Origin of the sequence: Microcoleus sp. T2B6 (genome assembly GCF_036700475.1) — a bacterium.
In the GTDB taxonomy this organism is placed as follows: Bacteria; Cyanobacteriota; Cyanobacteriia; order Cyanobacteriales; family Microcoleaceae; genus Microcoleus.
This window is the reverse complement of sequence record NZ_JAUBOZ010000141.1, coordinates 5,962-15,634: the sequence shown is the minus strand read 5'-3', so window position 1 is coordinate 15,634 and position 9,673 is coordinate 5,962. Positions and strand designations below refer to the sequence as shown.

At 46.4% G+C, this 9,673-nt stretch carries 14 protein-coding genes, 1 tRNA gene and 1 pseudogene; 9 read left to right on the top strand and 7 right to left on the bottom strand.

The genetic code is table 11. The annotated features are described in order from the left end of the window. From QUA00_RS33555 to QUA00_RS33545, 3 genes and pseudogenes are all read left to right on the top strand, one after another. Positions 1-1,153: pseudogene (locus QUA00_RS33555) on the top strand (WD40 repeat domain-containing protein); the annotation flags it as partial. 86 nt (positions 1,154-1,239) lie between these two features. After that, positions 1,240-1,313: transfer RNA gene (locus tag QUA00_RS33550), tRNA-Val, on the top strand. 147 nt (positions 1,314-1,460) lie between these two features. Beyond that, positions 1,461-1,628, top strand: a complete 168-nt coding sequence (locus QUA00_RS33545) for a hypothetical protein (RefSeq protein ID WP_333412791.1) — start codon at positions 1,461-1,463, stop codon at positions 1,626-1,628. Positions 1,629-1,632: 4 nt separating this feature from the next. Here the strand turns inward: QUA00_RS33545 and QUA00_RS33540 are convergent, their stop codons facing one another. After that, positions 1,633-1,791 carry a hypothetical protein gene (locus tag QUA00_RS33540; RefSeq protein ID WP_333145087.1) on the bottom strand — a complete coding sequence of 53 codons (159 nt, stop codon included), beginning with the start codon at positions 1,789-1,791 and terminating at the stop codon, positions 1,633-1,635. Positions 1,792-1,801: 10 nt separating this feature from the next. Then, on the bottom strand, positions 1,802-2,800 hold the full coding sequence (locus tag QUA00_RS33535) for a hypothetical protein (RefSeq protein ID WP_333145085.1): 999 nt from the start codon (positions 2,798-2,800) through the stop codon (positions 1,802-1,804). A 367-nt stretch (positions 2,801-3,167) separates the two neighbouring features. Between QUA00_RS33535 and QUA00_RS33530 the strand changes: the two genes are divergently transcribed. Then, positions 3,168-3,416 carry a helix-turn-helix domain-containing protein gene (locus QUA00_RS33530; RefSeq protein ID WP_190732406.1) on the top strand — a complete coding sequence of 83 codons (249 nt, stop codon included), beginning with the start codon at positions 3,168-3,170 and terminating at the stop codon, positions 3,414-3,416. A 96-nt stretch (positions 3,417-3,512) separates the two neighbouring features. Then, the gene (locus QUA00_RS33525) at positions 3,513-3,689 is read left to right on the top strand and encodes a helix-turn-helix transcriptional regulator (protein ID WP_333412789.1); all 177 of its coding nucleotides are present in this window, start codon (positions 3,513-3,515) and stop codon (positions 3,687-3,689) included. A 21-nt stretch (positions 3,690-3,710) separates the two neighbouring features. Here the strand turns inward: QUA00_RS33525 and QUA00_RS33520 are convergent, their stop codons facing one another. After that, positions 3,711-4,907 carry a transposase gene (locus QUA00_RS33520; RefSeq protein ID WP_333412787.1) on the bottom strand — a complete coding sequence of 399 codons (1,197 nt, stop codon included), beginning with the start codon at positions 4,905-4,907 and terminating at the stop codon, positions 3,711-3,713. 84 nt (positions 4,908-4,991) lie between these two features. Here QUA00_RS33520 and tnpA point away from each other — a divergent pair, with 84 nt between their 5' ends. Then, entirely contained in the window at positions 4,992-5,405 is a 414-nt protein-coding gene (tnpA, locus tag QUA00_RS33515) for an IS200/IS605 family transposase (RefSeq protein WP_333412785.1), read from the top strand. A gap of 178 nt (positions 5,406-5,583) precedes the next feature. Here tnpA and arfB read toward each other — a convergent pair whose 3' ends face one another. Together arfB and QUA00_RS33505 are read right to left on the bottom strand one after the other, a co-directional pair. Further along, a complete protein-coding gene (arfB, locus tag QUA00_RS33510) occupies positions 5,584-5,997 on the bottom strand; it encodes an alternative ribosome rescue aminoacyl-tRNA hydrolase ArfB (protein WP_333412783.1) in 414 nt (137 codons plus the stop codon). A gap of 72 nt (positions 5,998-6,069) precedes the next feature. Then, positions 6,070-6,549 carry a restriction endonuclease gene (locus tag QUA00_RS33505; protein ID WP_333145081.1) on the bottom strand — a complete coding sequence of 160 codons (480 nt, stop codon included), beginning with the start codon at positions 6,547-6,549 and terminating at the stop codon, positions 6,070-6,072. Positions 6,550-6,774: 225 nt separating this feature from the next. Between QUA00_RS33505 and QUA00_RS33500 the strand changes: the two genes are divergently transcribed. Next, positions 6,775-6,972: a hypothetical protein gene (locus QUA00_RS33500; protein ID WP_333145080.1), complete on the top strand. Its 198-nt coding sequence runs from the start codon at positions 6,775-6,777 to the stop codon at positions 6,970-6,972. Then, on the top strand, positions 6,956-7,210 hold the full coding sequence (locus QUA00_RS33495; RefSeq protein WP_333145079.1) for a hypothetical protein: 255 nt from the start codon (positions 6,956-6,958) through the stop codon (positions 7,208-7,210). Before QUA00_RS33500 ends, QUA00_RS33495 begins: the two co-directional genes overlap by 17 nt. Before the next feature lie 34 nt (positions 7,211-7,244). On the opposite strand, the gene gnd is transcribed toward QUA00_RS33495, so the two are convergent. After that, on the bottom strand, positions 7,245-8,699 hold the full coding sequence (gene gnd, locus QUA00_RS33490) for a decarboxylating NADP(+)-dependent phosphogluconate dehydrogenase (RefSeq protein ID WP_333412780.1): 1,455 nt from the start codon (positions 8,697-8,699) through the stop codon (positions 7,245-7,247). 293 nt (positions 8,700-8,992) lie between these two features. Between gnd and QUA00_RS33485 the strand changes: the two genes are divergently transcribed. Next, on the top strand, positions 8,993-9,415 hold the full coding sequence (locus tag QUA00_RS33485) for a hypothetical protein (protein WP_333145077.1): 423 nt from the start codon (positions 8,993-8,995) through the stop codon (positions 9,413-9,415). Positions 9,416-9,481: 66 nt separating this feature from the next. Here QUA00_RS33485 and QUA00_RS33480 read toward each other — a convergent pair. Continuing rightward, positions 9,482-9,673 (bottom strand): hypothetical protein (locus tag QUA00_RS33480; protein ID WP_333412778.1); only part of this gene is annotated, 192 nt, incomplete at its 5' end.

Genomic DNA, 9,673 nt, shown 5'->3' with positions numbered 1-9,673 from the left:
GGGGACGGGCACGGGGGCGGGCACGGGGACGGGCACGGGGGCGGGCACGGGGGCACCGCCCCTACCAGCGCCTAAAATTCCCGTGCCGCAGAGGACGCCTGTGGTGCAGAATGCAGTGCCGCCAACGGTTGCAGGCACCATTTTACCTGTGCCGCCGATGCAGCGGGTTGTACCGGCACGCGCGCCTACTTGGAGGTGTGTTCATACTCTGGTAGGGCATTCTAATGCTGTTACGTCGGTAGCTTTCAGTCCTGATGGCGCGACTTTAGCTAGCGGCAGTGAGGACAAGACGATTGAGATGTGGAAGTTGGAGACCGGTAGGCGGTGGTACACTCTTACGGGTCATTCTGACTGGGTGACTTGTGTGGCGTTTAGTCCTGATGGCGCGACTTTGGCTAGTGGCGGCCGGGACAAAATGATTCATATTTGGGATTTGAATAAGGGTAAGTGGTGGTACGCTTTGGCTGGTCATTCTGACAGGGTTTCTGCTGTGGCGTTTAGTCGGGATGGTCAGGTTTTGGCTAGCGGCAGTCGGGACAAAACTGTGCAGTTGTGGAATTTGAATAAGGGAAGGCGGATGTCGGCTTTGACTGGTCACGCTGGCGGGGTGGAGGCGGTGGCTTTTAGTTCTGGCGGGGAGTTTTTGGCTAGTGCGAGTCGGGACAAGACTGTGCAGTTGTGGGATTGGCAAAATGGTCGATCGATTTGTACTTTAGCAGAGCACGGAGATTGGGTGCGGGCGATCGTTTTTGCTGCGAGTTCCCCCAACTCCCTGGCCGGTCAGACCCCCCCCAGCCCCCCCTTGGTAAGGGGGGGAGTAGGAGAAGGATTGATTTTGGGGACGGGGAGTCGGGATGGTACGGCGAAGCTGTGGCGGGTGGATGCACAGGGGCGAGGGACGCTGTTGCGGAGTATGAGGGACAATTCTGGGGATGTTTTGTGTGTGGCGTTCAGTCCCGATGGTCGGGTTTTGGCGACGGGGAGTCGGGATGGCACGATTTATTTGTGGGATGCGGGTACGGGGGGTTTGCTGGAAATTCTGACGGGCCACGGGGGGGAGGTTTTGTCGGTGGCGTTTAGTCCTGATGGGGGGAGTTTGGCTAGCGGTGCGGGCGATCGAACTGTGAAGATTTGGCGGGGGATGGGGCATTAGGGGCGATGTCAAGAGTGCCTGCTTAAAAAATTTCATATTTATGCTTGACAGGCGATTGGATGTTCTGCTATATTAGGAATTCGTGAGGACGCATAGCTCAGTTGGTTAGAGCACTACGTTGACATCGTAGGGGTCACTGGTTCGAGTCCAGTTGTGTCCATGAATTTCCATAATTTATAAATCAAGGGTTTTAGGTTTTCCATCTCACTAAGAGTTCTGTTTTCCGCTGATCTTTGGCTCAGTTCCACAGGAACGGTGACAGAATAAGTCAAGGTCAGCCATTCTGTAAAATAGGGGAAAAAATCAAATGGCTTACAGGGATTTTACTTTAGAAAAAGTGCATAAAGCTTTTGGTTTGACTATTTCAGAAGACGTGGTAGTAGTGTCCGCCCACCAGCCCCTTCCGGGACACGGCATCACAGCCGTGTCCTCACCCGCAGGACTACTTGAGACGCCAAAGGGAAAAACCCCTTGATCACTTATCGGCGACAGCCTTCGGCGATCGCCCTTAACACCGCTAGCCGCACTTCTGGATGAAATTTCTCAAGCCCGTTAGCCCGAAAAATCCAGTGTCCGCCGCCCGCGTGCTCGATCGCAATTTTCTGACCGTCAGGCAAAACTATTTGCCACCAATTCAACACACTGGCTTTAATAAGGTGGCACTGAATTTCGTTCAGTTGAGCCTCCATTAATTTCAGTTGACGCATGATAGGATTTTGGGCAGATGACTTCATGATTTTTCTCATTAAATGAATTCGACTGTTTCTCGGCTTGGATTTCAGTTTGCCGATTTTTGAACTTAACTTCACCTTCCGAAGTTTTTGCCTTAACTTCCCTTTCCGAAGTTTTCGCCTTCACTTCCGTTTTACCACCTTTAGGCTCAACTTTCACTCCAAAACCTTTAGACTTAACTTTTCCTGGGGCAGAAGTTGCAGTCTGTTCCGTGGCAGGCTTCTTAAACTCCGCGTCTAATTGGTCTAAAATCTCCTCTTGTTCGGGAGTATGTTCCGCTGGCTGGTCTGAATTTCTGGGATTGTATTCGCCAACCAACCTTGCCAAAAATTCCGAAATTGACAGTCCGGCTGCGGCTGCTTTTTTCGTTAAAAGGGCGTAGGTGTCGGTTTTAATGCGAATTTGTTTGAGCCGGAGGTTGGGATTGTTGTCAACGGTTTCGGCAATAGTTACTGCGGTAATCCTTTCTTTGGGTATGACATCGACAACTTCTTGCCACTTTTCCTGTAAACGACAGTCGCCGTATTGGTCGGTAATTGCGTGTTTGAACAAAGGCACAACTTGAGCAACGCAGCTAGGCAAAATCTCAAATCCTGCTTTAATTAAGCGCAGGCAAATGCTCGCAGCTTTGATAATTTGTGTGCAGTAAAAATACTGCCTACCTAATGCTTGTTCGCAGTAACTTTTAAAAGTTTTGAACTTGTCTTTGTACAATCGCAGCTTTCGGATGGCGTCCAGCATGATTCCTTGACGCACGTAGTCTAGGAATCCCCTTTTAATTTCGCCTGTCAGGTAGTCTAAATCGTGAAAGGGAGATTGATTCTGGATTTCTTCTTCAAAGTCTAGCAGCGGGCCTGCAAAGTGAAAGTTGGAGGCGACATCGCCTAGGTAGAAGTTGTCAATGGATGTGGGCATGATCGGGAATGGTTCGAGAAATGGCACGATAGCACGGAAGTTGTGCGATCGCAAAGTTGAAGTTTTGGTCTGGATCTTTGATACAATTTTGAGTTGGGCACTCTTGTGAGGTCGATCGACCTTTTACATGGCACCACCTCCTCGGCGTTGAGAAAAAAGGGGCTTGAGGTATGCGCCCAACCCCCGAAAATACGCTTGGGTATGCAAGCACAATTGATAGACGCTACAAATAAGGCGGTTATTCAAACCTGCATTTTGACCTTGGAGGCTCGCCCGATTGCCTTTGTTTTGCCTATCTACTAGCAGTTTAGTGCCAGATTCCACTTTTGTCAAGCACTATTCTGCTAGCAATTAACTGCTACAATTGATGGAAGCTAAAGATCAAGAAACCATAACCTTGAAAAACCTTAGAGAAAGTGCAAATTTGACCCAACCTGAACTTAGTCGTCGAATGGGGGTAGGAATTCGCATTATTGGCGATTGGGAACGAGGAGAATCCATTCCTCGCTTCGATCGGGCCATTGCTCTGGCGCGCGAGCTAGGGGTACCACTAAAAACACTTGCTAGATGTATGGGACTAGACGTAGCCAAAATTCCCGATGACCTACCAACATGAAGTTTACGTCTTCTCAAAGTCTTTTTTAAGACGTTTGCATCATGAATATTTCGTCCCATGATAGAAGAAGATTTACAAGAAAAGGAGAAGTCTCCATTGAGACTACTCAGAGAACAAGCTGGACTAACACGCCCTCAAGTCAAAGAAAAAATCGGAATTTCCGAGCGAAGACAAGCTGACTGGGAATTAGGCAAGGCTCTACCTAATGCTGAAAACATACTTGCTATGGCTAACCTGTACCAGGTTTCTGTGACATACTCCTACACCAACTGAGTACAGTATGGTGCAGGCTTCTCAGCGACTCCAGCTATCGCTTCGGACATTGACTGAGCTTTTAAGAGCAGGATGACCCACCGCCCTATTTCTGATTACTATTGCTGCATTATGATCGCGGTCAAGACTACACCCACAGTGAGGGCAGTCATGCCATCTTTCATGCAGCTTTTTTGGTACTTTCTCGCCGCAACTAGAGCAATCTTGTGAAGTATTATAGGCACTTACTGGAATTACCAACAAACCAGCATTTACGGCTTTATTTGTTAGAATCGACAGAAAGCTTGACCACCCAGCATCCAACACAGATTTAGCCAATCTTGTACGAGCAAGTCCCCTAATATTCAATTCTTCAACTACAACAACATCATATTTATTCAAGAGAGCGTTAGCAATCTTGAAATGAAAGTCTTTACGCTTGTCCGCTACTTTTTTGTGACATTTCCCCAGTTGCTTAACTGCTTTCTGTCTCCGGTTGCTGCCTTTTTTGCGGCGCGATACTCGCTTCTGGATAGTTCGCAGATGTTTTTGAGCTTTGCGGTAGTGTTGAGGAATTGCCACAGTCTCCCCTTCTGAAGTTGTTAAAAATTCCTTCAGCCCAACATCAATTCCAGTAATCTGGTGTGGATTGAAATCAGGTTTGATCTGAGGGACTGTTGAATCTTCCAAGCTGAGAGTTAAATAGTACCCATCAGCTTTCTTGGTAACAGAAGCGGTTTTAATTTTGAATCCATCCGGTATAGAACGGTGTAAAACAACTTTAACTTTTCCGAGCATCGGCAAGTTGATTAAGTTATTCTGTAAGCAGCCGTCTTTAACTTGAGGATAAGTAAACGTGCGGTAACGATTGCGTGGTTTAAATCGAGGTCTACCGCTGCACTTTCCGTTGCTATCACCTTTCAGGAAACGATCAAAAGTTACTTTGACTCGCTTAACTACATCTTGGAGGACTTGAGAGTAAATCTCGGCATACCAAGGATGAGTTTTTTTGAGTTGAGGTAACGTTTTTTTCTGATTGTAATATCCTGGATTATCCCGCAGTTTAGGTAAGTGGCAAACTAGCGGACAAGCATTGATGGGAGAACGGTTTTGCTCGTACCAATTGAATCTATCAGCCAACAAATAGTTGTACTGTGCACATAACATTGACAACCATTTGTCAATCTCAATGGCTTGTAACTGTGTTGGACGTAATCGATACTGGTAAGAGGTTCTCATTGACTGAGTGGCGAATATTGGATCGCAGTCGGTACGCATCAATTAGTGTTACTTTACCAGCACACGTTATTTAGTGTCAAGTGCATGAGTAAAGATTTTATCCATAAAGCCAGAGGGGTTTCCGACCTCAAGTGTCATTTAGTGTTGACCACCAAATATCGGCGGAAAGTGCTGACGGATTTAATGCTGACAAGACTTGAGGAGATTTTTAAGAATCTCATGGAAAAGTGGGAAGGAAGATTGATAGAATTTAATGGTGAACGCGACCACGTACATTTACTACTTCAGTACACTCCGCAAACTGAGCCAAGCAAACTTATAAACAACCTCAAGACTGTATCTAGTCGGTATTTGCGGAAAGAGTTTGTGGCTGAAGTTGAAAAAGCCTACGGGAAAGATGTTTTTTGGACGAATGGATATTTTATTGCTTCCTGTGGCGGTGTAACTGTGGAACAATTAAAAAAGTATATTGAAGGACAAAATAGACCAGTTGAATAAAGAGTTTGTTTGTCTCGTCATCCACCCGCCCACTGCTCAAAACATAGTTTTGAATTGGTTGACGGGTGGAATCCACAGCGAAACGCGCCTTTCATCCCACACTAATCGAAGCGATATAGTGTGGGGATTCCCGTCTGTTTAGCTAAAAAGTCAAAAAGCCCGATCGACCTTTCATCGATCAATCCGTAATTTTCGCTCTCATAGCTTTAATCTGCCCTCGCTTGGTTTTGCTGTCGAGACGCTTGCGCTGGGAACTACGAGTTGCTTTGCTGGGTTTGCGCGGTTTCGGTATGACGATCGCACTTTTAATCAGTTCTTGCAGCCGTCTCAAAGCCTCCTCGCGGTTTTGTTCCTGGCTGCGGTGTTCCTGGGCTTTGATGACAATCACACCTTCGGAGGTGATGCGCTGGTCATTGATTTGCAACAAACGCTCCTTGTAGCGATCGGGCAATGAGGAAGCTGGGATATCAAAGCGCAAGTGAATCGCACTCGCGACCTTATTGACATTTTGCCCCCCCGCGCCTTGAGAGCGAATCGCACTAATCTCGATTTCGCGATCGTCTATGAACACTGTATTAGAAATTTGTAGCATGATTGAGCAGTGAGATTAAATATACCGGGAAAGCAGTGCATCTTTTATATATAACTTACTTTGGTAGATAAGTTATTTACTACAATTCTTAGCTATCAGGATGAATTCCATGAGTCTTTTTCTATCCCATAATTCTATGTCGTTAGATTCAGCAAGGTTGTAAGCATTTTTTGTAAATCTGTTGTTGGTGATTACTATGGCTTTATTTCCTTTGTAATATCTAACCGCTCCTGCTACTTCTTGAACTGCTTTAATACCAACTGGTCTTTTGGTTCTTTTTGCTTGAACCACCGTTCTTGAGCCATCTTTGTACAAAATTAGATCGGCTCCATAATCTTGACTATGTTTAGTTAAATTAACAATATAACCACAGTTAATAAAATGGAAAGCTAGAAATTTTTCAAACTCTTTGCCAGTCATTTCATCTACTTCCAGAATACCACTGTCTGATAAACATTTTCTTGGCTCTTCTTCTTTCCAGGTATCTACCCATTCCCAAATCATATTTACCGCAGCGAAAACGATAGCGGCTACTAATATAAAATCTAACATAAGATTATATTTAGTTTAAAGAAGTATTTACGAGCGTACCCGATTTACTCAGTATAGTTATCTACCCATATCACAAGCACATTGTGATCTTAATTACTGATTATCTAGGGAAACTCTGAATTTATGAGAATTGATAATAGGTGCAGGGATACAATCAATGATAACTGAAATTTTTGTCATCAATGGGTGATACAATAGCCAATTGGCTCAACTACACATCGACCTATGCCATCATCAGGAGTCCAATACTTAATTATCAATGCCCTGGAAACTCTCGACTTGCTGATCTGGAGAATATATGATGAAGAAAAAGGCTTTTGGTACATCGAAACCCCTAGTCGAGCGTTACCAAGGGCTGCTATACTACAAAGTGGCGAGATTGTTCGTATAGACGAGCTTGAAGACTATGACGAAACCGCATGATATTAGAAGAGAGCAAGACCGCAGATTAGGAGAATTAATGGCGATCGCACGTCAGCGATTCCTCGATGCAGGCGGCGATCCTCGACACCCGCCATCAGGTATAAAAGGCGATGATTACATGACAGACGCAGAAAGACAAGAAGCACTGACGATCGCCCGATCGCTCTTTAACGACGAATATATTAAAACCTATCTCCAAAACAAACGTCAAAACAATTTGCAACCCCAGAATAATTAGTAAGGTGCGCCGAAACGCACCCTACAAAAATTAATTAGTCGGTAGTACCAGTTTGCAGCGACTCTTTAGCAGTCTGCGTCCACTCAGAGTGGAAGAATTCACCGCGCGGTTTGTCGGTGCGTTCGTAGGTGTGAGCCCCAAAATAATCACGCTGAGCTTGCGTGAGGTTTTGTGGCAATCTTTCGCGTCGGTAGCTATCAAAATAGTCCAGCGAGGCGCTAAATGCTGGCACTGCAATCCCCAGTTGGCAAGCAGTAGCTAACACGTCCCGCCAAGCCGATTGGCGATCGAGAATGCTCTGTTTGAACTCCGGCGCTAACAGCAAATTCGGCAACGTGGGATCGTCCTTGAAAGCTGTTTTAATCTTGTCCAAAAATCCAGCCCGAATAATACAACCACCCTTCCAAATTCGGGAAATTTCGCTCAAACTCAAGTCATAGTTGTACGACTTCGATGCCGCGCTCAACAGCGCCATGCCTTGCGCGTAGGAGCAAATCTTCGAGCAGTAAAGCGCATCCCGGACTTTGTTCACAAACTCTTTAGTATCGCCTTCGTACTTGCCGCTAGGCCCGGTTAGTTCTTGGGAAGCTTTGATGCGCTCGTCTTTGTAAGAAGACATGATTCTGGCATTCACAGCAGCAATAATTGTGGGAATGCTCACGCCCAATTCCAAAGCACTCATTACAGTCCAGCGGCCCGTGCCTTTTTGACCGGCGGCGTCCATAATTACCTCAACTAAGGGTTGCTTAGTTTCCGGGTCAATGTACTTGAAAATGTTAGCCGTAATTTCAATCAAAAACGAGTTTAGTTCGTCTGTGGTATTCCATTCGGCAAAAACTTCCTGCAACTGCTTGCCGTTCAACCCACCAACGTTTTTGAGCAAATCGTAGGCTTCAGCAATGAGCTGCATATCACCGTACTCAATGCCGTTGTGAACCATCTTCACGTAGTGACCAGCGCCACCGGGGCCGATGAATGTGACGCAGGGGCCGTCATCTACTTGAGCAGCAATTTTGGTGAGAATTGGCTCTAGTAGGCCGTAAGCAGTGCGGGTGCCACCGGGCATCAAACTAGCACCGTTGAGCGCGCCTTCTTCGCCGCCGCTGATGCCCATGCCGACAAATCCCAGTCCCATCGATTCTAAATCTTTGGTGCGGCGTTCGGTGTCGTCGTAGAGCGAGTTGCCGCCGTCAATAATCATGTCGCCCGGTGACAGCATGGGTTTGAGCTGGTCGATGACTGCATCTACGGGTTTCCCAGCTTGCACCATGACTAAGATTCGGCGCGGGGTTTCTAGGGCATCGACGAATTCTGTCAGAGTCTTGGCGGCTACAATGTTCTTGCCGGGGGCGCGCAGGGCCATGAAGTCGTCAGTTTTGGCTGCTGTGCGGTTGTACACAGCCACGGAGAAGCCTCTGCTTTCGACGTTGAGGGCGAGGTTCTCGCCCATCACTGCTAGACCGATTAAACCAAAATTTTGCTTTGTCATGCTAATAACCCGCTGGTTGTTCCCGCTTGAGGATTGATTTGCGAGAGAGGAAAGCGAGGCGGGGTGTACCGCTTTCCGGTGGACTAAAAGTATTGGACAATAGACCTAGGAGGTTTAGGTTTATTTTTATATTCTCAGAATTGCTGTTTGGTAAATCAGTAGGGTTTTTTTAAGATTTAAGGGATATTAATGACGGGGACAGGTGATGATAAGGCAGGTATTATGTCGATCGCGGTAACGGTAGATACAAACAAGCGGACATTTTGAGGAAAATTTAGGAGACTGTTGTAACTATGGAAGATTTGCAGTATCTCGCGGCCTGGGTGAAGGAGCAACACGCTCGCGAGTATATTTTGACTTGGCTGCTGAGTCAACAGGGGCTGTGGTGGTCTGATGGGGATATTTATCAGGCCGTTTTGCAAAAGTCGGGAAAGCTTTTGAAAGCTTATGTCCAAAAAAGGCAAGCGGGAGAGTTATTTGAGGGAATTTCTGAGAAGTTGGTGGGAGATGATAATTGGGATGATTTGGTGCTGAGTTTAGGGCGAATTGTTGCTGTTTATCAAGAGGAATTGCTGAAGCTGCAAGAGCGCGATCGCCGGGGGGATGGGCTAAAAAAAAATTTGATTAGCCAACCGTTGACTGGAGATCCTTTGCCGCTTTTGGAGGTGCAGCAAGCTTTGCCCGATCCTTATGCGGATACTCTAACGGGGAGATAATTGCTCATCATTTTTGTGGATGGAGGCTCATCTCAGAAACCGGGTTTCTTCCCTTATTTCTCGTACTCAACCAAAAATTGTCGCAGAAATCCGGTTTTTCGCCACGCAGTGAATCCCAGAAACCGGGTTTCTTCCTATATCTCTCGTACTCAACCAAAAATTGTCGCAGAAACCCGGTTTCTCGCCACGCAGTGAATCCCAGAAACCGGGTTTCTTCCTATATCTCTCGTACTCAACCAAAAATTGTCGCAGAAACCC

Bases quoted from the DNA above. Each gene is read 5' to 3' on its own strand.
- QUA00_RS33545 (WP_333412791.1), top strand. From the start codon at position 1,461: ATGGCTTACAGGGATTTTACTTTAGAAAAAGTGCATAAAGCTTTTGGT.
- QUA00_RS33535 (WP_333145085.1), bottom strand. From the start codon at position 2,800: ATGCCCACATCCATTGACAACTTCTACCTAGGCGATGTCGCCTCCAAC.
- QUA00_RS33530 (WP_190732406.1), top strand. From the start codon at position 3,168: ATGGAAGCTAAAGATCAAGAAACCATAACCTTGAAAAACCTTAGAGAA.
- QUA00_RS33520 (WP_333412787.1), bottom strand. From the start codon at position 4,907: ATGAGAACCTCTTACCAGTATCGATTACGTCCAACACAGTTACAAGCC.
- tnpA (WP_333412785.1), top strand. From the start codon at position 4,992: ATGAGTAAAGATTTTATCCATAAAGCCAGAGGGGTTTCCGACCTCAAG.
- arfB (WP_333412783.1), bottom strand. From the start codon at position 5,997: ATGCTACAAATTTCTAATACAGTGTTCATAGACGATCGCGAAATCGAG.
- QUA00_RS33505 (WP_333145081.1), bottom strand. From the start codon at position 6,549: ATGTTAGATTTTATATTAGTAGCCGCTATCGTTTTCGCTGCGGTAAAT.
- QUA00_RS33500 (WP_333145080.1), top strand. From the start codon at position 6,775: ATGCCATCATCAGGAGTCCAATACTTAATTATCAATGCCCTGGAAACT.
- QUA00_RS33495 (WP_333145079.1), top strand. From the start codon at position 6,956: ATGACGAAACCGCATGATATTAGAAGAGAGCAAGACCGCAGATTAGGA.
- gnd (WP_333412780.1), bottom strand. From the start codon at position 8,699: ATGACAAAGCAAAATTTTGGTTTAATCGGTCTAGCAGTGATGGGCGAG.
- QUA00_RS33485 (WP_333145077.1), top strand. From the start codon at position 8,993: ATGGAAGATTTGCAGTATCTCGCGGCCTGGGTGAAGGAGCAACACGCT.